The organism is Corallococcus carmarthensis, assembly GCF_003611695.1.
GTDB lineage: Bacteria > Myxococcota > Myxococcia > Myxococcales > Myxococcaceae > Corallococcus > Corallococcus carmarthensis.
Genome location: NZ_RAWE01000156.1, coordinates 1 through 24250 on the forward strand (window position 1 = coordinate 1; position 24250 = coordinate 24250).

The 24250-nt window shown below is 70.3% G+C and carries 22 protein-coding genes; 10 read left to right on the forward strand and 12 right to left on the reverse strand.

Features of this window, described 5'->3' with window-relative positions:
• Nucleotides 1–223: 223 nt before the first annotated feature.
• Nucleotides 224–1906 carry a glutamine--tRNA ligase/YqeY domain fusion protein gene (locus tag D7X32_RS30895; RefSeq protein ID WP_120606158.1) on the forward strand — a complete coding sequence of 561 codons (1683 nt, stop codon included), beginning with the start codon at nt 224–226 and terminating at the stop codon, nt 1904–1906.
• Nucleotides 1907–1973: 67 nt separating this feature from the next.
• On the opposite strand, the gene D7X32_RS30900 is transcribed toward D7X32_RS30895, so the two are convergent.
• Nucleotides 1974–3572: a carboxylesterase/lipase family protein gene (locus tag D7X32_RS30900; RefSeq protein ID WP_244239274.1), complete on the reverse strand. Its 1599-nt coding sequence runs from the start codon at nt 3570–3572 to the stop codon at nt 1974–1976.
• Nucleotides 3573–3686: 114 nt separating this feature from the next.
• On the opposite strand from D7X32_RS30900, the gene D7X32_RS30905 reads away from it, so the two are divergent.
• Nucleotides 3687–4844: a hypothetical protein gene (locus tag D7X32_RS30905; RefSeq protein ID WP_120606160.1), complete on the forward strand. Its 1158-nt coding sequence runs from the start codon at nt 3687–3689 to the stop codon at nt 4842–4844.
• Between the two features lie 6 nt (nt 4845–4850).
• On the opposite strand, the gene D7X32_RS30910 is transcribed toward D7X32_RS30905, so the two are convergent.
• Together D7X32_RS30910 and D7X32_RS30915 are read right to left on the reverse strand one after the other, a co-directional pair.
• A complete protein-coding gene (locus D7X32_RS30910) occupies nt 4851–5339 on the reverse strand; it encodes a GNAT family N-acetyltransferase (RefSeq protein WP_120606161.1) in 489 nt (162 codons plus the stop codon).
• Between the two features lie 113 nt (nt 5340–5452).
• Nucleotides 5453–5956: a DUF3592 domain-containing protein gene (locus tag D7X32_RS30915; protein ID WP_158625792.1), complete on the reverse strand. Its 504-nt coding sequence runs from the start codon at nt 5954–5956 to the stop codon at nt 5453–5455.
• 166 nt (nt 5957–6122) lie between these two features.
• Here D7X32_RS30915 and D7X32_RS30920 point away from each other — a divergent pair, with 166 nt between their 5' ends.
• Complete coding sequence (locus tag D7X32_RS30920) at nt 6123–6956, forward strand: 3'(2'),5'-bisphosphate nucleotidase CysQ family protein (protein ID WP_120606162.1); 834 nt, start codon at nt 6123–6125, stop codon at nt 6954–6956.
• On the opposite strand, the gene mug is transcribed toward D7X32_RS30920, so the two are convergent.
• The gene (mug, locus tag D7X32_RS30925) at nt 6957–7511 is read right to left on the reverse strand and encodes a G/U mismatch-specific DNA glycosylase (protein ID WP_279635635.1); all 555 of its coding nucleotides are present in this window, start codon (nt 7509–7511) and stop codon (nt 6957–6959) included.
• Between the two features lie 142 nt (nt 7512–7653).
• Here mug and D7X32_RS30930 point away from each other — a divergent pair, with 142 nt between their 5' ends.
• Nucleotides 7654–8916, forward strand: coding sequence for a glycosyltransferase 87 family protein (locus tag D7X32_RS30930; protein WP_120606163.1), 1263 nt, complete (start codon nt 7654–7656; stop codon nt 8914–8916).
• 78 nt (nt 8917–8994) lie between these two features.
• Nucleotides 8995–9303, forward strand: coding sequence for a hypothetical protein (locus tag D7X32_RS30935; protein WP_120606164.1), 309 nt, complete (start codon nt 8995–8997; stop codon nt 9301–9303).
• 18 nt (nt 9304–9321) lie between these two features.
• On the opposite strand, the gene D7X32_RS30940 is transcribed toward D7X32_RS30935, so the two are convergent.
• Nucleotides 9322–9696, reverse strand: coding sequence for a DUF423 domain-containing protein (locus D7X32_RS30940; RefSeq protein WP_120606165.1), 375 nt, complete (start codon nt 9694–9696; stop codon nt 9322–9324).
• 101 nt (nt 9697–9797) lie between these two features.
• Between D7X32_RS30940 and D7X32_RS30945 the strand changes: the two genes are divergently transcribed.
• Nucleotides 9798–10466: an SET domain-containing protein gene (locus tag D7X32_RS30945; protein WP_120606166.1), complete on the forward strand. Its 669-nt coding sequence runs from the start codon at nt 9798–9800 to the stop codon at nt 10464–10466.
• A gap of 50 nt (nt 10467–10516) precedes the next feature.
• Entirely contained in the window at nt 10517–11452 is a 936-nt protein-coding gene (locus D7X32_RS30950; RefSeq protein WP_120606167.1) for an acyl-CoA dehydrogenase family protein, read from the forward strand.
• 218 nt (nt 11453–11670) lie between these two features.
• Here the strand turns inward: D7X32_RS30950 and D7X32_RS30955 are convergent, their stop codons facing one another.
• Entirely contained in the window at nt 11671–12378 is a 708-nt protein-coding gene (locus D7X32_RS30955; RefSeq protein WP_120606168.1) for a hypothetical protein, read from the reverse strand.
• A 118-nt stretch (nt 12379–12496) separates the two neighbouring features.
• On the opposite strand from D7X32_RS30955, the gene D7X32_RS30960 reads away from it, so the two are divergent.
• Nucleotides 12497–13330 carry a hypothetical protein gene (locus D7X32_RS30960; protein WP_167506532.1) on the forward strand — a complete coding sequence of 278 codons (834 nt, stop codon included), beginning with the start codon at nt 12497–12499 and terminating at the stop codon, nt 13328–13330.
• A gap of 12 nt (nt 13331–13342) precedes the next feature.
• Nucleotides 13343–14653 carry a M18 family aminopeptidase gene (locus tag D7X32_RS30965; protein WP_120606170.1) on the forward strand — a complete coding sequence of 437 codons (1311 nt, stop codon included), beginning with the start codon at nt 13343–13345 and terminating at the stop codon, nt 14651–14653.
• Nucleotides 14654–14731: 78 nt separating this feature from the next.
• On the opposite strand, the gene D7X32_RS30970 is transcribed toward D7X32_RS30965, so the two are convergent.
• On the reverse strand, nt 14732–16864 hold the full coding sequence (locus D7X32_RS30970; protein WP_120606171.1) for a M4 family metallopeptidase: 2133 nt from the start codon (nt 16862–16864) through the stop codon (nt 14732–14734).
• A 373-nt stretch (nt 16865–17237) separates the two neighbouring features.
• Here D7X32_RS30970 and D7X32_RS30975 point away from each other — a divergent pair, with 373 nt between their 5' ends.
• Entirely contained in the window at nt 17238–17825 is a 588-nt protein-coding gene (locus D7X32_RS30975; protein ID WP_120606172.1) for a DUF2378 family protein, read from the forward strand.
• A gap of 52 nt (nt 17826–17877) precedes the next feature.
• Here the strand turns inward: D7X32_RS30975 and D7X32_RS30980 are convergent, their stop codons facing one another.
• Genes D7X32_RS30980 through D7X32_RS31000 form a run of 5 tightly spaced genes read right to left on the reverse strand, consistent with a single transcriptional unit; the run spans nt 17878 to nt 23879 of the window.
• Entirely contained in the window at nt 17878–18774 is an 897-nt protein-coding gene (locus tag D7X32_RS30980; protein ID WP_120606173.1) for a formyltransferase family protein, read from the reverse strand.
• A 2-nt stretch (nt 18775–18776) separates the two neighbouring features.
• Entirely contained in the window at nt 18777–19964 is a 1188-nt protein-coding gene (locus D7X32_RS30985) for a GNAT family N-acetyltransferase (protein ID WP_120606174.1), read from the reverse strand.
• On the reverse strand, nt 19961–21229 hold the full coding sequence (locus D7X32_RS30990; RefSeq protein WP_120606175.1) for a GNAT family N-acetyltransferase: 1269 nt from the start codon (nt 21227–21229) through the stop codon (nt 19961–19963). Before D7X32_RS30990 ends, D7X32_RS30985 begins: the two co-directional genes overlap by 4 nt.
• A gap of 48 nt (nt 21230–21277) precedes the next feature.
• Complete coding sequence (locus tag D7X32_RS30995) at nt 21278–22555, reverse strand: sterol desaturase family protein (RefSeq protein WP_120606176.1); 1278 nt, start codon at nt 22553–22555, stop codon at nt 21278–21280.
• 28 nt (nt 22556–22583) lie between these two features.
• Entirely contained in the window at nt 22584–23879 is a 1296-nt protein-coding gene (locus D7X32_RS31000) for an aminotransferase class I/II-fold pyridoxal phosphate-dependent enzyme (protein ID WP_120606177.1), read from the reverse strand.
• Nucleotides 23880–24250: the final 371 nt, after the last annotated feature.

A 24250-nucleotide genomic window follows, 5' to 3' on the forward strand; every position in this document is an offset into this window, starting at 1 on the left:
GGTCCCCATGGGGGACGACGCGGCCATGGCGGAGGCCCTGGCGCGGGTGGTGACGGACGCGGAGTGGCGCGAAGGGCTGCGCCAGAGGGCCCTGGACCGGGCGGACGAGCTGTCCGCTGAACGGGCGCTCAAGGCCTGGGAGTCGCTGCTGGCGGAGGTCTGACTCCGGGGGGCAGGAAAACCTTGCTCCTCTTGTCCCGCTTCCAAGAGGATTCGCCCCATCATGACGACGACGAACGAGACGCAGGGCCTCAACTTCCTCCAGGAAGTCGTTGAGGAGGACCGGCGGACGGGAAAGCACGGCGGACGCGTGCACACCCGCTTTCCGCCCGAGCCCAATGGCTACCTCCACATCGGCCATGCCAAGGCCATCGCGCTGAACTTCGGGTTGGCGCAGCAGTATGGCGGCAAGTGCAACCTGCGCCTCGATGACACGAACCCGCTCACCGAGGACACGGACTACGTGGAGTCCATCCAGCGCGACGTGCGCTGGCTCGGGTTCGACTGGGACGACCGGCGCTTCTTCGCGTCCGACTACTTCGACCGGCTCTACGCCTTCGCGGAGCAGCTGATCTCGCAGGGCCAGGCCTACGTGTGCAGCCTGTCGCCGGAGGAGATCAGCCAGTACCGCGGCAACTTCACCACGCCGGGCAGGGACAGCCCGTACCGCACGCGCACGGTGGAGGAGAACCTGGACCTGTTCCGCCGGATGAAGGCGGGCGAGTTCCCGGATGGCAAGCACACGCTGCGCGCGAAGATCGACATGACGTCGTCGAACCCCGTGCTGCGCGACCCGCCCATCTACCGCATCCGGCACGCGCACCACCACCGCACGGGCGATAAGTGGTGCATCTACCCGCTCTACGACTTCGCGCACTGCCTGTCGGACGCCATCGAGGGCATCACACACTCCGTCTGTACGCTGGAGTTCGAGAACCGGCGCGTGCTGTACGACTGGATCGTCGACGCGCTCATCAAGGGCGACCGGCCCAATCAGTACGAGTTCGCCCGGCTGAACCTCACGTACACGGTGATGAGCAAGCGCAAGCTGCTCCAACTGGTGCAGGAGAAGCGCGTCTCCGGCTGGGATGATCCGCGCATGCTGACCATCAGCGGCCTGCGCCGCCGGGGCTACACGCCCGCGTCGCTGCGCGACTTCGCGAAGCGCATCGGCGTGAGCAAGTCCGACAGCCTCATCGACATGGGCGTGCTGGAGCTGTCCATCCGGGACGACCTCAACGAGACGGCGCCGCGCGCCATGGCCGTCCTGCGCCCGCTCAAGGTGGTGCTGGAGAACTACCCGGAGGGCCAGACGGAGGAGCTGGAGACGGCGAACCACCCGAAGCGCGAGGACATGGGCACGCGCAAGGTGCCGTTCATGCGCGAGCTCTACATCGAGGCGGACGACTTCCAGGAGGTGCCGGAGAAGGGCTTCTTCCGCCTGGCGCCGGGCAAGGAGGTGCGCCTGCGCTCCGCGTACTTCATCAAGTGCGAGAAGGTCATCAAGGACGCGGCGGGCAACATCACGGAGCTGCGCTGCACCTACGACCCCGCGACGCGCGGTGGCGACTCGCCGGATGGCCGCAAGGTGAAGGGCACGCTGCACTGGGTGCCGGGCAACGCGCCGGTGGCGCAAGTGCGGCTGTTCGACCGGCTCTTCTCGGTGGAGGCTCCGGACAAGGACGAGACGAGGGACTTCAAGGAGTTCCTCAACCCGAACAGCCTGGAGACCCTCACCGACGCGCGCGTGGAGCCGGGCCTGGCGGACGCGAAGCCGGGCGACCGCTTCCAGTTCGAGCGCCTGGGGTACTTCTGCGCGGACGCGGTGGACTCCAAGCCGGGCGCGCCCGTCTTCAACCGCACGGTGACGCTGAAGGACTCGTGGGTGAAGGAGCAGAAGAAGTAGGGCGCTGTCTCCTTCGCTGTGAAGATCCACGGAGCCCCGGGTGACAGCACCCGGGGCTTCGTCGTTTCTAGAGGGGCAGCAGGCCCAGGGACTCCAGCGAGGCGCAGCGGCCCCCGCGCCAGTTCACCTCCGTGGTGGAGGGCGTGTTCCAGGTGAGGAACGGCCCGCCCGGGGTGTAGGGCAGCCAGGTGGGGATGGGAGTGCCGGTGCGGGCCAGGGTGCCCCATGCGGCCTGCACGTACTGGGACAGCGTCACGTCATCGGGCGTGGGCGTGGTGGCCAGGGCCTCGAAGTGGCCGAAGAGGTAGAGGATGTCCGTTCCATGGGCGGCGCCCAACGCCGCGAGCGGGCCGTTGGGGACGGCGCGCGCGAAGCGGTAGAGGTACGCGTTCGCCGTGCCGGTGGTGGCGCTCGCGGCGGCCAGGCGCTGCGCGGGACAGGCGAACGACAGGTCCGTGCCCAGGGCGATGGCCGCCTTGCGCTCGCCCTGGATGACGGGCTGGTAGAGCGCGGTGAGCTCCGCCTTCCGTGCACCCGCGCCGAGGGTGTCCACGTAGCGTCCGAAGTCGCCCGGGTTGCCCACGACGCCCATGCCGTCCATCACGAAGCTCGCCTCGTCGTCGTTGGCGCCCACCAGCACGGGCACGTCGCCCCTGCCCGCCAGCACCCGCGCGAGCGGCCGGCCCTTCAACACGACCCCGTCCACCACCGGCAACGTGGGCGACAGCGGAAAGCCGAGCTCCGTCACCGCCGGAAGCTGGACCTGGGCGGCGAGCACCTCCGCGGGCGTCTTCGCGCGAAGGCACGCGGCGATGTCGCCCTGGGTGCAGCCCAGGAGGATGGCGGTCCGGACGCCCACGACGTACGCGGATGGAAAGGCGCCCGTGGGCTGTTCCTTCTCCAGCACGGGCCGGTAGGTGCCGGACTGGATGGCGGCGCGGTGGAAGAGGCCCTGGGCGGGTTCGGCGGCCAGCAGCGTCGTCACGCTGACGGCGCCCGCGGACTCCCCGGCGATCATCACGCGTGCCGGGTCACCGCCGAAGGCCGCGATGTTGCGTCGCACCCAGTCCAGCGCGGCGATCTGATCCCGCAGGCCCCAGTTGCCGGTGCCGTGGTCGGACGCTTCGAACTGGGGCAGGGCGAGGAAGCCCAGCAGCCCCAGCCGGTAGTTGATCGACACCACGACCAGGTCCTCGCGCCCCGCGAGCTGGGCGGCGTCGTACCAGCCCTCGCCCGCGTGGCCCTCCACGTAGCCGCCGCCGTGGATCCACACGAGCACCGCGTGGGCGCCGGCCGTGGTGGGGGACCAGACATTGAGGCGCAGGCAATCCTCGGACGAGGGCGGGATCCCGGCCTTGGTCTGGGGACACGGCGGGCCGAAGGCCGTGGTGGTGAGGGGTTGGGTCCAGCGCGTGGGGCGGACAGGTGGGGCCCAGCGCCGTGCGCCTGTCGGCGGCGCCGCGTACGGAATGCCCTTGAAGACCTTGAGTCCGTTGATGAGCGCTCCCACCACGGGGCCATCGTCGGTCGTCACCAGGACCGGCGGGTCGACGATGGTGCCCGTCGTGACGGAGCCGGGCACCGCGTCCGGCGGATCCTCGGGGGCCGTGCAGCCCCAGAGCAGGAGGACGGACACGAGGCACAGGACGCGGAAGGGCAGGAGCATGGTCACGGGGGAGGGTAGTCCAGCCCCGTCCCAGCGGGTGATGGCGGGGGGCGGGGCCGGTGCTCCATGCTTGCGGAGGGCACTGCCGCCCCCATCTTCCGGAGCCCGTCCCACATGGCGCCCAACCCGCTGCCGCGCTCCTGGCCTCCGCCGACACACGCCGAGGTGGAGGCCATTGGCCGCATGGAGAACGCGGCCCTGCGCAACCTCCACATCACCCACACGTACCACGTGCTGAAGGTGTGCTTTGCCGGCGTGCTGGGGGAGGTGGATCTCTCCTGGTGCGGCTTCGCCACCTGGGCGTCGAAGACGGCGGGGCCCTTCATCCGCAAGGAGCTGGTGGCCGTGCTGGAGCGCGACATGCTGGCCCGCGCGGAGGCCGTGATGCGCGACTTCGGCGTGACGCAGGCCCGGCTCCTCGGCTCGTGGGGCCTGCCGTCGGGCGTGGCCACCGTGTTGTCGCGCGCCATGGATCCGGTGATGAGCGGGGTGGCCCGGCACGTCGCGAACGGCAACCTGCTGGTGTTCCAGGAGCTGGGGCCGCTCTACGCGGCGATGCTGGAGCACTTCACCGGCCCCCAGGCGACGAGCCCGGCCGCTCTCGAGCGCGTGGTGTCCCTGCTGAAGCCGGGGCCGCTGGAGTCCGGGGGGCAGGACCTGCTCATCCGCGCGGCGCGCGCGTACCACGAGGCCTTGAGCCTGACGCGCACCAAGGACCGTGCGGAGCGCGTGTTCCTGGCCAACGCGCTGGTGGGCTACCACGAGCAGACGCGATTGCAGGCGCCCATCATCGGGGCGCTCGGGGCGCCGCTGAAGGAGCTGTTCCTGGACCACCTGCGGGACCTGCTGCGGGCGCGGGGCACGGCGATGCCGGAGACGTGGCTGCTCGCGCTCTTCACGCCGCTGGCGGACCGGCTGGAGCGCTGCTGGCGCGAGTTGATGACGCGCGAGCTGATGACCATGGAGCTGCCGGACCGGACGCTGCGGCTGGGCGAGGACATCCCCGCGCTGACGGCCGCCGCGGACTTCCCGCCGGACCTCTTGCGGCTGGAGCACCCGGAGCTGTGCGCCCTGATGAAGCAGCTGGACCGGACGCCGGATGACACGGCGGGCAGCGCGGCGCGGGACTGGGGGCGGTTGACGGACCGGATGAACCTCGTCGTGGACCTGTTCCGTTCGCGGCAGCAGGACCCGGTCCTCTACCGGCCGCCCTTCACGCCCGCGCAGGTGGAGGCCTTCCAGCAGGGCCGGATGCCCACCGGGAGGCTGTGAGCCAGGCTACGCGCCGGGCGGCGTCTCGCGGGTCATCTCCACCATGGTGGGACGCCAGCCCAGCCGTTCGAAGAGGCGCCGCGCGGCCTCGTTCTTCGCGGCGGTGCTGAGGACGACGCGCGGCGCGCCCATCTCCGTGAGCCGCTGCACCATGGCCTCCGCCAGCAGCCGGCCGGTGCCGGTGCCGCGCGCCTTCGCGTCCACCCAGATGTCGTGCAGGGCGCCGTGCTTGTCCAGGAGCATGTTCCAGTCCACGCCCTCCAGCCGGCCGTAGCAGTAGCCCACGACCTCGCCGTCCAGTTCGGCCACCAGCACCACGGCCTCCTGCGGACGGCGCGCCTCCTTGCCCAGCCACCAGCGGTAGCCGGACTCCACGTCGTCCGGGACCATGAAGCGCTGCGAGTCGAAGCCGTGGTGCTGGCGCGCGAGCGCCGCGCCCATGCGGCCCAGCGCGGGCGCGTCCGGGTCCTTCGCGGGGCGGATGGTGACGGGCATGCGTTCTCCAGGAGGCGGGTGTCCGCCCCAAGATGGGCACCAAGGGCCGCGCCTGTCGAAGCCTTCCCGCCGGAAGTGCTCAGCCCGCCACTCGGAGCGCGGCCCGGCGTTTCCTACCGGGCCTTCGCGCGCATCTGCGGGGCGGCGCGCTTGCCCTCGCGCAGGGTCGAGCGGGCCATCTCCACCAGGCCCCATGCGGCCACCAGGGCGAACACCGCGCCGCCCAGCGTCACCAGGTAGTTCACGAAGCCGGTGTCGCCGCACTGGAGGCACGCCACGGAAGGGTCCCCCGGTTGGTAGTGCAGCGTCACGGGCGCGCCGGCCGCGTAGTGGCGCGACACCGCCTGCGCGTCCGCGAGCCCGCCGGAGCCGTGGCCGTCGAAGGCCACCGTGTCGGACGTGTACGGCGTGCCGTTCACCTCGTAGCGGTAGCTCACCTCCGGGCGGAAGCTCACCGCGCGCTTGCTGCGCAGCGTCTCCACGCGGGAGCTCACCACGGTGCCCTGCGCGGTGGGCCAGTCCTTGCTTGCCTTCGAGCGGTACACCATCCGGCCACCCGCGAACGCCAGCGCCACGCCGATGCCCAGCAGGGCCAGCCCCATCAGCCACTTCATCATCGTTCGAGTCCTTGCTTGCACCCCGCCGTGTTGCCCGGGGGATGAAGACGAATCCCCAGGGGATTGCAGCCACCGGGCCAGGGCCTCCGCCCGGAGGGAGGGGGCCGGGAGGCGGGGCAGATTTCCCCACGAGGGGCAATTCGCCCCAGTAGACTCACGGGCCTCCATGCCCGCACTCGCCCAAGAGCTCGAAGTCGCCCGGCGCATCGCGCGCCAGGCTGGTGACATCCTCCTGCAGGTCTACGCCACGGACTTCTCCGTCACGGACAAGGCCGGCGGTGCCGGGCCCGTCACCGTGGCGGACGAGCGCGCCAACGCCTTCATCGTGGGCGAGCTGCGCAAGGCCTTCCCGAGCGACGGCGTGGTGGCGGAGGAGAACGAGGACGCCTCCGACGCGAAGCGCTTCAACCGCTGCTGGTTCGTGGATCCGCTCGACGGCACGCAGGAGTTCGTGAACCGCAACGGCGAGTTCGCCATCCACATCGGCCTCGCGGTGGAAGGCCGGGCCGCGCTGGGCGTCGTCTACCGCGCGGTGGGGGACGTCCTGTACTCCGGCGTCGTGGGCGAGCAGGGCTACGTGGAGGACCCGCAGGGCCGCCGCGCGCTGCGCGTGTCGGACGTGGCGGAGCCGGCGGAGCTGCGGCTCGTGGTGTCGCGCTCGCACCGCTCGAAGACGACGGACGCGGTGGTGCAGCGGCTGGGCATCACGAAGGAGCGGGAGTCCGGTTCAGTGGGGCTCAAGTGCGGCCTGCTGGCGGAGGCCCGCTGCGACCTCTACGTGCACGTGAGCGACAAGAGCTACCGCTGGGACAACTGCGCGCCGGAGGCCGTCATCCGCTCCGCGGGCGGCGTGCTCACGGACCTGGCGGGCAACGCGTACCTGTACGACGGCTCCGAACTCCAGAACCGCCGGGGCCTGCTCGCGTGCAACGCCGCCGCCTTCGACAAGGTGCTGCCCGTCGCCTCGCAGGTGGCCCGCGAGGCCGGCCTGCTGAAGTAGTCAGCGCGTCTCCGCCGCGCGGCGCAGCTCGCCGTACAGCCGCGCGAGGTCCGGGAGCTGGTAGCTGGCGTTGAGTCCGCTGGGATTGGGCAGCACCCACAGCCGGGTGCCGCCCAGCGTCTCCTCCTGCGGTCCGAACCTCGCCTTCGGCCGCGCGAAGCCGGTGCGGTACGCGCCCAGCCCCAGCACCGCGAGGTACTTCGGGCGGTAGCGCTTCACCTTGCGCAAGAGTGACTTCGCCCCTTCCGCGTACTCCTCCGCGCCGAGCATGTCCGCGCTCGCCGTGGCCCGGTCCACCACGTTGGTGATGCCCAGCCCCAGGCCCAGCAGCTCCGCCTGTTCGGAGGGCTGCAGGCGGCGCGGCGTGAAGCCCGACGCGTGCAGCGAGGGCCAGAACCGGTTGCCCGGCCGCGCGAAGTGCACCCCCACCACCGCGGAGTAGAGGCTGGGGTTGATGCCGCAGAAGAGCACCCGCAGGTCCGGGGCCAGCAGGTCCGGCATGGTGCGGCCGGTGGCGGCGAAAAGCTCGTCCTTCGTGGGGCGGTGGAGCTTCATGGAGTGGGCAACCCGGCCCGGAACCTAGCGGGTCGGGTGCCGCCTCGCACGGGGATGCGCCTGGATGTGGACCGGGCAGGGAAGGGGACGGATGCCTTTCCCCGGCGACAGCGCCCGGCCCACACGGGCAGAGTGCCGCCCCGTGTCCGCCTCGACTCCGTCCTCGTCCTTCCGGCTCGCGCCCAGGCACTGGCTCGCGCTCGCCGTGAGCCTGTTGCCGCTGGTGTTCTATTCGTTCTCCACGCGCGAGGGCGACCTGCCGCTGTACTTCCGGACGGCCCGCGCGTTCCTGGACGGCGCGGTCCCCAACCGCGACTTCCGCTTCGAATATCCGCCCTACGCGCTGCTGTGGTTCGTGCCCGCGACGTGGGCGGGCGGCGACCTGCGCGGCTTCATCCTCGCGTTCAGCCTCCAGCTCACCCTCGTCTTCGACGCGCTCATCAAGTGGCTCCTCCTGTCGGAGGGCGTGCGCCGGTGGGGCACGGCCTGGCGCGCGTGGGTGCCGTTCGCGGCGTACTTCGTCGTCAGCTGGATCCAGAGCGTGCACTACCTCAAGCGCTACGACGTCATCCCCGCCGCGCTCGCGCTGGCCGGGCTGGTGGCCCTGATGCGCCGCCGTGAAGGCTGGGCCGGCGCGGCGCTCGCGGTGGGCACCGTCACCAAGCTGTACCCGGCCGTCCTCGTCCCGCTGGCCCTGGCCGTGTGCTGGCGCCGGGGCGCGAAGCCGACGCGGGCCCTGTTCACGGGCCTGGTCGCGGGCGTGCTGCCGCTGGTGCCCCTGAGCTTCGTGTGGCCCTGGTGGCAGTTCGCGTCCTTCCACGTCGAGCGGGGCCTCCAGGTGGAGGCCTTCAGCGCGGGCCTGCTCTGGGCCGCGCACCAGCTGGGCCTGGCCGACGTCCAGTGGGTCCATGCTCCCGCCTCCTACGAGCTGCACGGCGTGGCCGCCGAGGGGGTTCGCGCCATCACCCGGCAGGTGTGGGTCGCGGGCTCGCTCCTGGCCGCGGCGGTGTCCGTGCGCGCCGCCTGGCGCAGGCCTCCGGTGCACATCGAGGACCTGGCCCGGCTGGCGCTGGTGCCGCTGGTGGCCTTCGTCATCCTCAACCCGGTGCTGAGCCCGCAGTACCTCATCTGGCTCACCGGGGCCGCGGCGCTCGCGCTGCTCTCCGGCGCGGTGGGCCCGTCCGCCGTGCTGCTGGTGGCCGCCGCCATCACCCGGGGCCTCTTCGCCGGCAGCACCTACAGCAAGGGCTTCCAGCCGGCCTACACGCTGCTGCTCCTCGTGCGCAACGCGATGGTGCTGGGCGCGGGGCTCGCCTGGGCCCGCGAAACATGGCGGTGGGGACGCCCCGTCCTCGCCGAGCATCCGGAGGCGGAAGCCGCACCCGCACCGGCTCCGCCCGCCTGAAGCCCGGCTGCCTGCCCGGCGTGGGCCGGAGCCCTCCGGGCGGATGCGAAGCCGTCTCCTCGCGGTTAGAGGGAGGGCATGGTCAGACCGGTGGACATCAACGCCCTGCTGCCCGTGGAAGTGGATTTCCAGCGCGAGCGCGCCTCCGGGTTGCGCCGCTCCGGCGACAAGCTGGAAGACGCCCTCGCCCTGCTGGCCCAGGCGGAGAAGGAGCTGCGCGCCCTGCACGGCCTGGCGCGCATGGAGCGCTACGCGGCGTACCGCGCGCTCTGGAAGGAAGCGGAGCGGCTGCGCTGGAACCTCACCGTGCAGCGCGAGGCCTGCGGGCTGCGCAACCACCGCGACCTGGACCACATCTACCCGCTGCCGCCCCTCTTGAGGGAGTGACTCGGGCGGTCCCCCGCTTCACGGAGTGGCGCGCCACGCGGCCACGGCGAAGAGCACCCAGCCGACGAGGAAGCCCAGGCCTCCCAGCGGCGTGATGGCGCCCAGCACGCGCACGCCGGACAGGGCCAGCGCGTACAGGCTGCCGGAGAACAGGACGATGCCCACGAGCATCGCCCAGCCCGCGGACGACAGGAGCGCGGAAGGCCGCACCGCGCCGAAGAGCCCCACCGCCACCAGCGCGAGCGCGTGGTACATGTGGTAGCGCGCCCCGGTTTCGAAGATGAGCTGCAGGTCCTGCGGAAGCCGGGCCTTCAGCGCATGCGCCCCGAAGGCGCCCGCCGCCACGGACAAGAAAGCGTTCACCGCGCCCACCACGAGCCACCACCGCATCATCGAGTGCCTTTCTTCGCGGGCTTGAGTGCGGCACGCTACACCGCGCCTCAAGGCAGCGTCCTGGTTGAACACGCACCCCGCCCCAGCCGCGCCCATTCCCGATGACGACTTCCCCTTCCTTCCAGCAGACCCCGTCGATTCCCTTCGAGCTGCGCCAGTCCCCCATCCAGGGACAGGGCGCCTTCGCCACCCGCCGCATCCGCAAGGGCGCGCGCATCATCGAGTACATCGGTGAGCGCATCACCCAGGCCCAGGCGGACGCCCGCTACGACGACGAGTCGATGGAGCGCCACCACACGTTCCTCTTCAACCTGGACGACGACACGGTGCTGGACGCGGGCACGCTCCACAACGAGTCGCGCTACATCAACCACTCGTGCGAGCCCAACTGCCAGTCGCTCATCGACAAGGGCCACATCCACATCTACGCGCTGCGCGCCATCGAACCGGGGGAGGAGCTGACGTACGACTACGCGTACGAGCGCACCCCGGAGATGGATGCGGACGCCGAGTCGCTCTACGTCTGCCGCTGCGGCACGCCCTCCTGCCGGGGCACCATCCTCGCCCCGGAGAAGAAGGCCCCCGCGCGGCGCAAGAAGGCCACGCGCAAGGCCAAGGCGCCGTCCAAGTCCAAGGCCGCGTCGAAGTCCAAGTCGACCTCCAAGGCGAAGTCCGCCTCGAAGTCGAAGCCCGCGCCGGCCGCCGCGAAGAAGAAGCGAGGCACCCAGCGCGCGAAGTCCCCGGGCCGCGGCCGCCGCGCCGCGAGCTGAAGGCCCAAACGGAGCGCGCACGCTCCGGAGCCGGGCATTAGACTGGAGGCGTGAAAGACGTCCTGCGCTTCCTGCTCACCGAGGCCCCTGACTTTCCTTCGCTCGACTCCGTGGAGGCCTGGTGGCGCCGGCACCTCGCGGTGCAGCCGCGCTTCCCGGTGCCCGCGGACCTGGCGCTCGCCAGCGGCTTCCGGATGGACCGGATGGGGTTCGCGTTCTCCTCCGGTTACCAGGCGGCGCTGCGTTCGCTCTTTCCGCAGCTTCCGGCGGACCGGCGCGCCGCGCTCTGCGCCACGGAGAACGGCGGCGGGCACCCGAGCGCCATGGAGACGAAGCTCACGCCGCAGGGCACGGGCTGGAAGCTCGACGGCGTGAAGACGTACGTCACGCTGGGCACGCACGCGGAGCTGCTGCTGGTGGTCGCCTCCGAAGGGCGCGATGCCCAGGAGCGCAACCGCCTGCGCATGGTGCTGCTGGACGCGAGGAAGCCCGGGGTGACAGTGGAGCCGTTGCCGCCGCTGGGCTTCGTCCCGGAGGTGCCGCACGCGGCGCTGCGGCTGGACGGCGTGGAGGTGGCGCCGGAGGACGTGCTGCCCGGGGATGGCTACACGCGCTACCTCAAGCCGTTCCGCACGGTGGAGGACTGCCACGTCAACCTGGCGGTGCTGGGCTGGCTGGTGAAGGTGGCCCGAAGGTGCGGCTGGCCGGTGGCGCTGCGCGAGGAGCTGGTCGCCGTCGCGGTGATGATCCACGCGCTGGCGCTGGAGGACCCCAGCGACCCGGCCGTGCACGTGGCGCTGGGCGGCGCGCTCACGCAGATGCACCGCGCGCTGGAGCGCTGCGAGGTGGCCTGGGAGGGCGTGGACGTGGAGATGCGCGAGCGGTGGCAGCGCGACCGGCGCCTGCTCGACCTGGCCTCCAAGGTGCGCGCGAAGCGGCTGGAGGTCGCGCGTCAGCGGCTGGCCGGCGGCGCGGGCGACGACTGACGGCTCCAAAGGCGAAGCCCGCGAGGGGAGATGCGTGAGCGCGTCCCCGCCGCGCTCCGGAATGGCTCTTCACCCCCAAAGCGAAGCCCGCGAGGGGAGGGGCGTGATGCCTTCTCCGCCGCGTGCGCCGGAGCGGCCCCCTCAACCCTAAAGCGAAGCCCGCGCGGGAGGAGCGTGATGCCTCCTCCGCCGCGCGGGCTTGGGGTGCTACGGAAACCTCAGTACCGCCCGCCGCCCAGCGCGGAGACGAGGGCGGACAGGACGCGGTTCTCCACGCCCCAGACGGCCTTGTTCATGCCCGCCACGCCCGCGCCGCGCATGTAGTCCGTGAAGTCGTGCAGGGCCGTGGAGCGCTGCATGCGCTCGGTGCTGGCGGCGTAGAGCAGCGGCGTGTTCGGCGCGCCTGTGAGGCCCAGGTCGGGACAGGCCTCCGACAGCGCCGCGCGGTCGATGCCCGTCACCGCGGACAGCATCGCCACGGTGAAGTGGTGCACCGGCAGCTCACGCGCGTTGGGCACGCGCTCCAGCACCTTCGCGCGCGTCGCCGGATCCGTGGCCAGCTGGGGCAGCGTCACCCGCGACATCTGCATGATCTGCTCGTTGGTGACGTGCTTGTTGTCCAGGATGGCCCGGTCGAACAGGCTCTGCGGCGTGTCACCCTTGATGGTGATGTTCACGTCGGACAGACGCTGGCGCATGGTCTGGATGGCGCGACCCACCTCCGTGTTGGGACCGCCGCGCCAGGAACCCGGCGTCGCCTGCACCGGCGCCATCGTCGCGCGGGTCCGCGCCAGCTCCGCGCGGTTGAGCACGTCCGCGCGAGACGCCGCGGTGGCCTGGTTGGTCCGGGCGGGCTGCGCGGCCGGCGCCTGCGTGCGGGCCGGAGCGGCGGAGGGGGCGGCGGGACGGTTGCGGATCTCGGTCATGGAGGTGCCTTCTACCCTGGACGTCGGAGTAACGGATTATCGCCGGGAGGGCAGGGGAGTTGCCTTCCCGTACCCCCTGGCGCGTGCGTTCCGGCCGCGGACCGGTATGGTGCGCCCCATGTCCCCGCGCCTTCCCTCCCAGTTCGCTGACCTGCTCACCCCGAAAGGCCGCCGCATTCTCGAAGGCCGAGACTCCGAGACGTGTGGCGCGCTGCTGGACCCCACGCGGCCGTTCATCGCGCTGCAGGGCGTCATCGACGTGAAGAAGGCGGCCGAGGCCCGCGACCTCCTGGACGCGGCGCTGCGTGACACGCTCGTCACCATGGAGGACCCCATCCCGGAGGACTCCATCTCCGGCATGGTGGAGAACTACACGGAGGCGCTGCCCAAGACGGTGCGCGTGCGCACCGCGCTGCTGGAGAGCCGGCGTTCGCGCTCGTGGCGCGCGGCGGAAGGGGTGGGGCTGGTGGAGCTTCTGCGTTCGGACACGTTCGCGGCCTTCGCGGCGGCGGTGAGCGGCCGGCCGCTCAAGCGGGGCTGGGGCATCCAGGTGCTCTGCTACAGCCCGGGCGACTACACGGGCCCGCACAATGACCACCACCCGGAGGAGGCGGACGCGCGCGACGGCTACGTGGACATGCACGTGAGCCTCACCATGCCCGCCGTGGATCACCAGTACCTCGTGTACGCGAAGGACGGGCACTTCTCCGAGCTGACCAAGGTCAGCACCGTGGGCGGCGTCACCGTGTACCGGCTGCCCTTCTGGCACTACACGACGCCGCTCGCCGCGAAGCCCGCCAGGGAGGACGCGGCGCGCCGCTGGGTGCTGCTGGGGACCTTCCTGGACGCGCCTCCCGGGACGCGCCCTTCCTCCACCGTCCTGCCGGCGGGCGCCCCGCCGCCTGTCCGGGCCGTGACAGTCGGACGTGGCACCGGGGCCGGACGGCGTTAGCGTGCCGGGCCCATGAGCCCGACCGACATCGACACGCAGGCCAACGACCTCCTCCAGTACATCGACGCGTCGCCCACGCCGTACCACGCCGTGCGGGAGACGGCGCGCCGCCTCACCGCCGCGGGCTTCCGTGAGCTGGACGAGCGCGAGTCCTGGTCCCTCAAGCCCGGCGAGAAGGTCTTCGTCATCCGCGGCGACACGAGCATCGCCGCCTTCCAGCTGGGCACGAAGCCCGTGGACACCACCGGCTTCCGGCTGGTGGGCTCGCACACGGACTCGCCCAACCTGCGCCTCAAGCCGAACGCGCCCGTCAACCGCCACGGCTACCAGCAGCTGGGCGTGGAAATCTATGGCGGGGTGCTGCTGCACACGTGGACGGACCGCGACCTGTCGGTCGCGGGCCGCGTGGTGGCGCTGCACAACGGCCGCCCCCAGCACCACCTGGTGGACTTCCGCCGGCCGCTCTTGCGCGTGCCCAACCTGGCCATCCACCTGAACCGCGGCGTCAACACGGACGGCCTGAAGCTCAACCCCCAGGAGCACATGGTGCCGGTGCTGGGCCTGGAGAGCGCGGGCCCCGCGGAGCTGCGAGCGCTGCTCGTGGAGGAGCTGGGCCGCACGGGCGTGAAGGCCGCCGCGGACGACCTCCTGGGCTACGACCTGTGCCTCTACGACTTGCAGCCGTCCACGCGCTCCGGCCTGCACGGCGAGTTCCTCCACGCGCCCCGCCTGGACAACCTGGCCAGCTGCCACACCGGGCTCACCGCGCTCTTGTCCGGCACCGACAAGCGCGAGGCCACGGTGGGCGTGGTGCTCTACGACCACGAGGAGTGCGGCAGCCGCAGCGCGCAGGGCGCCGCGTCGCCGTTCCTGAAGGACCTGCTGGAGCGCATCGTCCAGGGACACTCGGATGGGCGCGCGGACGCGTTCCACCGCGCCATCCGCCGCTCGTTCCTGGTGAGCGCGGACATGGCGCACGCGGTGCACCCCAACTACTCGTCCATGCACGAGCCCAAGCACCAGCCGCAGCTGGGCGGCGGCCCGGTCATCAAGACCAACGTCAACCAGTCCTACGCGACGGACGGCGAGTCGTGGGCGCACTTCGCGGCGCTGTGCAAGGAGGCGGGCGTCACGCCGCAGCACTTCGTCACGCGCACGGACCTGGGCTGCGGCAGCACCATTGGCCCCATCACCGCGGGCCAGCTGGGCATCCGCACGGTGGACGTGGGCAACCCCATGCTGTCCATGCACTCCATCCGCGAACTGGCGGCCGCGTCCGACGTGGCCCGCATGGTGGCGGTGCTGACGCGCTTCTTCGCCTGAGCCGCGCAAAGAAAGAGGCGGGCCCGGTGGTGACACCGGACCCGCCTCGGGTGTTTCAGGAAGCTTTCAGCGCTGGGACTAGTTCACGCCCACCGCGGTCCAGGCGTCCTTCACCTTCTGCACCTGGCTGGAGTCCGCGCCGTACAGGTCCGTGGCGGACTTGATGGTGGCCTCACGCGCCTGGGCGAACGTCGTCTTCGGCGTCATGTACGTGGTGAGGGCGCGGCCGAAGATCTTCAGGCCGTCCTGCATTCCCACGCCGCCCTTCACTTCCAGGCCGGAGGTGCGGTTCTTGCCACCCTCCACGAGCAGGTAGAAGGCGTTGTTGGCGATGCCGCTGGAGCCGTGCACCTCCGTCTGCTTCGGGTAGTTCTTGTAGTTGTCGACCGAGTAGCCGTCCTTGGTCGGGTCGTTCATGTAGCGCAGGCCGTCTTCGTTGCTGCCGTTGTTCGGCGTCCAGGCGGCCTCGCCCACGGTCCAGTTCCACTTGGCCTCGGGGTTCTTCTGCGCGGCGAACCACTCCACGCCCGTGCCCATGATGTCGGAGAAGGCCTCGTTCAGGCCGCCGGACTCGCCGCTGTAGATGAGGCCCGCGGTGCGCTCGGTGAGGCCGTGGGTGATTTCGTGGCCCGCGATGTCCAGCGTGGTGAGCGGGCCGGACTGCTTCCCGTCGCCGTCGCCGTAGCTCATCTTCTCGCCGTCCCAGAAGGCGTTCACGTAGTTGTTCTTCACGTGCACGTAGCTGGTGAGCTTCTCACCCGCGCCGTCGATGGAGTCACGGCCCAGGACCTCCTTGTAGAAGTCGTAGGTCGTGGCCGCGCCGTAGTGCGCGTCGACAGCCGCCTTGGCGCGGGCCGGGTCCGTGGCCTCGCCCCACTTGTCGTTGTTGTCGGTGATCTTCGTCTGGCCGGACGCGGTGGCCTTGTTGTTCGCGTCGTAGGTGACGACGCCCTTGCCGCGCGTCGAGTCCTCCAGCGAGTACGTGCCGTCCGCTTCCTTCTTGGTCTTCAGGTCCACGTGGCCGCTGTACATGGACACGTCGTCCGCGGTGCCCGTGGGCGGGTTCTGCGGATCCGTCGGAGGAGGCGTGGTCTCCTTCGCGGTGATGTTCAGGCTCCAGTTGTTCAGGGTGCCCGTGTCACGCGCGGCCTTGTCCTCGACCGTGATGGTCCACTCGCCCTTGGCGCTCTCGCCCTTGAAGGCCTCGGAGAGGTCGAACGAGCCCGCGACGTCGTCCTTGGAGCCGCCCTTGCGGTCCTGCACCACGGCGGACTTGCCGGAGGGGCTGGTCAGCGTGACCTTCAGGTCGCCGCTCCAGGTGTGCTTGATGTTCAGGTCGAGCGCCAGCTTGTCGACCGTCACGCCGTCCGGGATGTTGATCTTCGACTGGACCTGGCCCTTGTCCGGGATGGCGACGTTCGGGCTGCTGGTGCCGTTGACCTGGAGCTGCGCGGGCGCGGACTTGGTCCAGCCGCCGATCTTGTTGAAGCTCTCCAGCACCTTCCCCGTGTTGGCGTCGATGATGTAGTTCTGCTTCTTGGGCTTCTCCTGGCCGGCGATCTGCGTCACTTCCACCTGGAAGGCGGCGTGGTACTTGCCTTCGGCGTCCTGGTAGACGACGCGCTCGGAAGAGGGCTGCTTGTCGGCCTTGCCGCCCAGCTCCTTCTTCGCGATGTCGATGGCCTGCTGCGGCGCCAGCTTGGTCTTCTGCGAACCCAGGCCCGCGGGGATGGGGTTCTGCTCACCGGTGACGCTGGACACCTTGCCGTCCGCGCCCAGGTGGCTGATGACCTGCTCGCCGAAGACCTTCACGCCCTCGTGCATGCGGTCCAGGCGCACGTGCGTCATGCCCAACTCGTCACGCTCCACGCTCTTGGGCGCCAGCGTCGGGCCGCTCTTGTTCGCGGCCAGCAGGGACGAGGCCGTCATCGGCGGGGTGAGGAACTTCAGGGACGTCTGGATGGCCTGCTGCGCCTCCTTGCTGTCCAGCGCGAGGCGGCCGGTCTGCGCGGAGGTGGCCCCCGTGGAGGAAGCCTGCGCCGTCGTCGCGGCGGCGGCCGTGGGCTGCGCACCGGCGGCGGCGCCCGTGCGGGACACGGACTCGAAGCCGTCCTTCACGCGCAGGACGTTCTTGGCCTTCGCCGGAGTCGAGGTGTCGGTGGTGGGGCGGAGGGAAACGGGCGTCGAACCTTCGGTGCGGCGAATGGTCATTGCTCACTCACGCTGCAAGGGGGATGAACAATTCTCGCACGGGGAACTCCGAGAGTTTCCGATGGGTTGAAGAAGATAACGCGGCAGCTCAGAATTCAGGGGATAGCACCAGTGGACTTCCTGTGAATTCAACGGTTGACACAGAATATTTGCTTTCAGTAGGGGTCTTCAGTGACCCAAATTCCTGAAATCCCCGACGCGACCCGTCATGGATCAGCGCTGGGCGGGCCGGGAAAATGCGGGGGAAATACCTGGAAAAATCCATCTAGGGCGGCAACCAGGCGGGCAAGCCGACCGCGTAGAGGCTGATACACTGCGACACGGTTTCCCGGCCGGAATGGTGCGGGGGCTGGACCCTGGGGGGGTTGAAGACATGGAGCCGTGGATTCATTCGGAGACGCGGGAGGCGCCTGGCCTTCCGCACCACCTGTCGGTGCGGGTACCGCGACGGAACTTCGAGGGTTTGTTTCAACACGCGCTGAGACCGTCGGGCCCGTTCGCGCAGGCGCTGCGGGACGTGGGCTACGACCCGGACACGGTGGAGGAGGTCCTTCCATTGGAGGTGTGGCGCGCGTCGCTGGCGGTGGCGCGGCGGCATGCGTGCCCGGGCCTTGCCAGTGAGGACGCCAACCGCGTGCTGGGCACTCACTATGTGGAGGGTTTCGCGCAGACGCTGGTGGGGCGCATCTTCGCCGCGGCGGCGCCGCTGTTGGGCGCGGAGCGGTGCCTGGCGCGGCTGCCCACGTACCTGCGCGCGGGCCGCGACGACATGAAGCTGGTGCTGCAGCCGGTGCGCGCGCGGGAGTGGGTGGCGCACGTGGTGGACGCGGATCCGCTGCCGGACTTCGTGGCGGGCGTGATGGAGCAGGTGCTGCGCCGCACGCGGGTGCTGCCACGCGTGGACGTGCTGGAGCGCGCCGAGCAGGCCTATTCGCTGCGGATCCGCTGGGACGAGGCCTGACGGCCGGCTCCTGCCTCCACGCCGGAAGGCCATTCGGGCGTGGCGGCGGGGCTCAGCGGGCGGCGGTCTTCAGGGGCTCGCTGGCGGTGGGGAACACGTCCCGCGCCGTCGGGTCGGTGGGGTCCTCGAAGCGCAGGACGCGGCGGAAGTCCCCGGCGCGCCAGAACACGTGGCCCTGCGCGTGGAAGCGCTCCAGCTCCTCGCGCGTGGGCCACGAGCGGTAGGGAAAGCGGGCGCGCGTCACATCCATGGCGTGCGAGGCGGGCCGCTGGCCCTGCTCCAGCGCGTCCACGTGCCGCTTGAGCAGCCGCACGCCCGCCGCGGTCGCCTTCACCGTCAGCGCCAGGTGTGAGTCCGAGCCCGTGCGCGTGAAGGCGGACTGGCCGTACACGTCTCCGGCGTCGATGCGCGCGGTGGTGTGGTGGAGCGTCGTCCCAATCTCCGGCACGTCGTTGAGCATCGCCTGGAAGATGGAGTCCACGCCGCGGAAGTCCGGCAGCAGCGACGGGTGGATGTTCAGGCAGCCGTGGCGCGGCAGGCCCAGCAGGGGCTCTCGCAGGATCTGGTCGCACATGCTGGTGACGAAGAGGTCCACCTCCTGGCGCCGCAGCGACTCGACGGCCTTCTCCCCGGAGAAGTCGTCGCTGACGACCAGGGGGATGTCGTAGGCGCGCGACAGCTGCTGGAAGCTCAGCAGCCCGTCGCGGGGGTAGCCGAAGGGCAGCGAACCGCCCAGCCCCGCGAGCACGTTGTAGCCGGTGAAGCGCGCACCGAACTGCCGCAGGAAGACGGGCAGCACCTGGGCCGGCGTGTAGCGCTTCTTCTGGAAGCGCAGGCCGCCCGCGGACAGCAGGATGCTGGTGGGCACCAGCCCCCCGCGCCGCACCAGGGTGTTGGCGAAGGCGAGGGACATGACGGACGGAATGCAGCCGTAGGCGAAGCGGATCATGGTCACGCGGCCTTGTGGGAAGGGGGCTGCTGGCCGTCGTCGGGTGTGGAGACGCGGAAGCGGCGCCGCTCCTCGGGCTGCTTCTCGCTCAAGAGCAGCGGCAGCAGCGGGTTGATGAGCGGACGCAGCCAGGGGGACTGCAGGCGCGCGGCCATGGTCATCCCCTCCAGCTCCGCGCCCACGGTCTGCTTGACGAAGTAGCTGGTCAACCCCAGGTCCGCCACGCGGCACCCCTGCTGGGCCGCGTGCTCCAGCTCCTTCCACAGCATCAGGTAATACGCGGGCGTGCCCTCCGTGCGCGCGTAGTCCATGCCGATGAGGAAGGGGTTGTGCACCCCGCCGCCCGTGGCAGTGAGGATGAAGGCGATGAGCTGGCCCTCCTTCGTCCTCAGCGTGAGGAAGCTGCTGGTGTCGGGCATGCGCTCGGCGATGGTTTCGAAGAAGGCCCGCGGGAAGGGGTTGCGCTTGAACTCCGAGGCGCCCTCGTGGACCTGGAGGTAGAGCGGGTAGCACTCGTCGATGAGCGGCCGGAAGTCCCGCACGCGCTCCACCTGGAACCCCAGCGCCTCCGCGTCCTTCAGCTTCTTGCGCAGGTTCTGCCGCGACTTCTTCTTGAGCCGCTGGAAGTGGTCCTCGCTGCTCATCCCCTCCAGCGTCACCATCGCCATGGGGTGGTTGGCCACCTGCTTGAAGCCCCGTCCCAGGAACCACGACTCCAGCCGCAGGTCCTCCGGCAGCCCCTCCATGAAGTCGCGCACCAGCAGCAGCGCGGAGTTCGTGCACACCTCGTCACAGGCCTCCAGCAGCGCCTGGGCGAAGTCGTGCTCGGACAGCTTGCGCGCGTCGTACCACCAGTGCCGCTGCGCCGTTTCGAAGGTGCCCACCATGCCCAGGCCCAGCGACAGGAAGCCGGGCATCACCCGGCGCACGCCCTTGGCCATGGCGCCCACCCGGTCCGGCATGAGGAGGGTGAGGTCCAGGCGCTCCTCGGTGATGACGGCCAGGCCGACGACGTCCTCTCCCTGGGACATCACCAGGTAGCCGAACTTCCGCTCCGGGAAGGAGTCCTCCAGGCACGACAGGAAGGCCGCGCTCTTGAAGGGGTGTCCTTCCGCCAGCTTCTCGTCCCAGAGCGCCTGGGGGACGTGCCGGATGCTCGGGTGGATCCGCGTGGTGGTGTCCGTGCTCATTCCTCGCTCCCGTCGTCCAGCCGCTCGAAGTGGATGCCGTGACGGGCCAGGCCGTCGTCGTTCTCCTTCATGTCCCGGAACACGCGCTGCGAGCGGGGCAGCGGCGTGGGCGGGAACAGCTCCGCGCCGAAGCGCTTCAGGAGCGCGTCCAGCACCGGGTTCGTGTGGTGGACGGCCAGATAGAGCCGGTCCACCACCGCGCCGATGCTCGCCTTGACGGCGTAGCTCGTCTGGCCCAGCTGCACCACGGCCTTGCCGTGGGCCTCCAGCACCTCCACGATCTTGTAGATGCTGTTGAAGTAGAGCGAGCCCTCGTCCCGGAGGCTGTAGTCCAGCCCCAGGTAGATGGGGTGCACCCATTCATCGTCCTTGAGGAACAGCTCGAAGGACACCAGCTGCTCGCCCTTGAAGCACAAGAGGGCGAAGACGCGCTCGCCCAGGAGCGCGGGCAGCCGGGCGAAGAACTCCACGCTGAGCGTTTCGAAGCGGATCTTCGAACGGTTCAGCACCTGGAGGTACAGCGGGTGCATCCGCTCGGCGTAGGGGGAGAAGTCCGCCACCTGCTCCCAGCGCATGCCCGCTTCCTGGACGCGGGCCATGCGGTTGTTCATGAGGGAGCGGTACTTCTTGCGCAGCCGCTCCTTGAAGGTGCTCTTCCCGGGTTCGCCCAGGTAGAGGTAGGTGGTGGCCGCGCTCTCCACGAAGGAGAAGCGCGGGGACAGCACGTCCCGCACCTCCGGCAGCAGCCGGGTGGTGAGCTCCTTCATGAACACCAGGCCCAGCTTCAGGTGCCGGGCCCGGGCCACCACCTCGTCGGAGATGGCGCGCAGCACGGCGTCCCGCCGCGGCTTCGGCAGGTCCGGACGCACGCCCAGCAGGTCCTTGCAGATGGCGATGGGCGTGCCGATGACGAAGGCGTTGAGGAACAGGAAGCCCGGCAGGACGCGGCGCACCTGGGAGACGACCTTGTTGACGTTCTCCGGGGCGATGACCGTCAGCGACATCCGGAAGCGGAAGCACGGCACGATGGCCAGCACCTCGCCCGCGCTCCGGACCTGGAGGTAGTGGAACTGCACGTCCTCGATGCTGGCGGCCTCCGTGGCCTGGTGCAGCTCGTAGGCCTGCATCACGTCCGTGGGCGGGAAGCAGGTGTGCCAGGCCTCTCGGCCGATGTCCTGGATGGAAGAGACCCAGCGGAGTTCGAGCGGCCCTGGGGGGGCGTGGGGCGCGGGAGCGCTCCCGATGGCGGTGGCGGACGCGGTCATGGAGTGTGGGACGGAGGCGGGGCGGAAAAAAGAAGGGGGAAGGGGACCTCAGGCGGCCAGGGCGCCCGGGTCCTGCGAGGACGGAGGGGTGCCTTCCTGGAACGCGGGCCGGAAGCGCAGCAGCCACAGCGTGCTGAGGACGGGGTGGAGGAGCACGGGCAGCACGCCCGGCAGGGACAGGCCTTCCATCAGGGCCAGGGCGGGGACGAGCAGCGCCACGCAGGCCAGCCGGGCGCACTCCATCCGCCAGGCCCAGGGGCGTGAATCCATCAGCGTGCCCAGGGTCCAGGTGCTGACGAGGACCAGCCCCAGCGCCACGGCGCGCGCGGGCACGCCCAGCGTGTCCAGGTACCACGCCACCAGGAGGATGCCGGTGGCGAGCACCAGGAACTGCGCCACGCAGTAGGCGAGCACGGGCCGGGGCAGCCGCGGGTCATACTTCTTGTAGGTGGCGGACGGCCCGTCGTCCTCGTGGCGGAAGCGGTCCGCGCGCAGGGACGGCGGCGTCCAGCCGGGGTCTCGCACGACGCACAGGAGCTTGTCGGAGAGCCGCTCGCAGGCGGCGGCCTTCTGGAACAGCTCCCCGAAGTAGTGGAAGTGCGCGGTGAAGGGGTTCCACGAGCGCAGGCTCGCGCGCAGGCCGTAGACGGGGGGCTGATCCGGCAGCTCCGGCTGGTAGGTGCCGAAGAGCAGGTCCCACACCACCAGGATGTTGCCGTAGTTCTTGTCGATGTACGGCGTGTTGCGGCTGTGGTGGACGCGGTGCTGGGACGGCGTGACGAGCACCTTCTCCAGGAAGCCCAGCGGCGGCACGTAGGTGTTGTGGATGGCGTACTGGAAGATGAGCTGGATGCCGGTGATGCCCAGGAAGACCTCCGGCGAGATGCCCAGGAGCGCCATGGGCACGAAGAAGGGCCACGTGGTCAGCTCCCCCAGGGCGCTCTGGCGCACGGCGAGGCCGAAGTTCATGTCCTCGCCGGAGTGGTGGACGACGTGGATGCCCCACATCCACGCCATCGTGTGATGCATGCGGTGCGCCCAGTAATAGAAGAAGTCGTAGGTCAGGAACGCCAGCACCCACGTCCACGCGGAATCGTTGGGCAGCGTGAGGAGCGCGTGGTGCTGGTGCACGTACCCGTAGAAGAGGAACGTGGCCCCGGCGATGACGACGCTGCCCAGGACGGTGAGCAGGCTCATCGTCACGTTGGTGATGAGGTCGTTGAGCCGGTACGCCGGCTTGCGCCGCAAGAGCCCCACCACCAGTTCGAGGACGATGGGGGTGAAGAACACGGGCAGCCCGTAGAGGAGCTGTTCCTTGAGGTCCATGGGAGCGCGTCCTGGGAGGGGGAATGCGTCAGGTGCCGGTCCGCGCCAGGTCCAGGCCCTGGAGGCCCAGCTTGCGGCTGCAGCGCTCCAGGGTGTCCAGGAAGCGGTCCAGGTCCGCCGGCGTGAGGTTGGCGCTGACGTTGATGCGCAGCCGCGTCCGGTTCTTGCTCACCGCGGGGTAGCCCACCGGGTTGACGTAGATGCCCTCCTCGTGGAGCAGCCGCGTCAGCTCGAAGGTCTTCTCGTACGCGGGCATCAGCACGGGGATGATGGGGGACTCGCTGTTCATGCAGTCCAGGCCCATGGCGCGGATGCCGGCGCGCAGGACGTTCTCGTTGTGGTGCAGCCGCTGCTGCAATTCGGGCTGCTCCTGGAGGATGCGGATGCCCTCCAGCAGGCCCGCGGCCACGGGGGGCGGCAGCGAGGCGGAGAAGATGTAGCCGTTGGAGCCGAAGCGCAGCAGGTCGACGGTGGCCTTCGAGCCCGCGGCGAAGCCGCCGATGCCCGGCAGGCCCTTGCTGAGGCTCCCGGTGAGCACATCCACGCCGTGCTGGAGGGCGAAGTGGGCCGGGGTGCCCCGGCCGTTGGGGCCCATGGCCGCGGTGGCGTGCGCGTCATCCACCAGGACGAAGGCGTTGTGCTCCTCCGCCAGCGCCACGATGCCCGGCAGGTCCGCCACGTCGCCGTCCATGCTGAAGACGCCGTCGGTGATGATGAACTTGCGCTGCTCGCGCGGCAGCTTCTTCAGCGCGCTTTCGATGCTGCGCAGGCTCTTGTGCCGGAAGGTGCGCACGTCCGCGCCGGACAGCTTCAGCCCGTCGATGATGGACTGGTGGTTGAGCATGTCCGACAGCACGACGTCGCCCTCGCCGCACAGCGCGGACAGCACGGACAGGTTCGCCGCGTAGCCGCTGCTGTAGGTGATGCAGTCCTCGAAGCCGAGGAACTCCGCCAGCGCGCGCTCCAGCTCCAGGTGCAGCTCGCAGGTGCCGTTGAGCAGGCGCACGCCGCTCACCGTCGTCCCGTAGCGCTTGAGGGCCGCTTCCGCCGCGGCCATCACGCGCGGGTGCCCGTTCAGGCCGGAGTAGTTGTAGGAGCCGAAGTGGAGGACCTCGCGGCGCCCACGGGAGGCCGCCTCCCGGCGCGTCGGGCTGAGGCTGACGGACGCCTCGCGGCCCGGGATGCCGTGGAACACGCGGCCAATGACGTCACAGTGGTGGTTGTCCACGTAGTAGTGGACCGCCTTCTGGACCTCCTGGAGGCGGGCGGAGCCCACGGCGAGGTCACGGTTCTTTACGGCGGGAGGGTTGGCGAGGACGTCCATGGCGGTCGTTTCCTGGGCCACGACGCAAGGGTCCCCTGCCGCCGGGCACTCCCCTCCCGTTCGCGCCGTGCGCCAAGGGCCACGGGCGAGGGGAAGCGAGTCCTCGACGGCGGTCCGGGTATGGGGACCCGATGCGCGTGGACGCTTCAAACGCAGGTGTGTGTGCGGGGGCGTACCGGATGGCCACGCCGCCGAGCACCCGGGCAGGTGCTCGCTTCGGTCCCCCGTCGTGGCGACTTCCAGTTATCCAAGACTAGACTGTTTGTCAAAGCCTAGCTGATTTGTACCGGATTAACGGATTTGGTTACACGGCCCGGTGGCCTAGTTGAGGTACGTCTTCGGCGGGGGGCGCCTGCTGGCGGGGGCGAGGG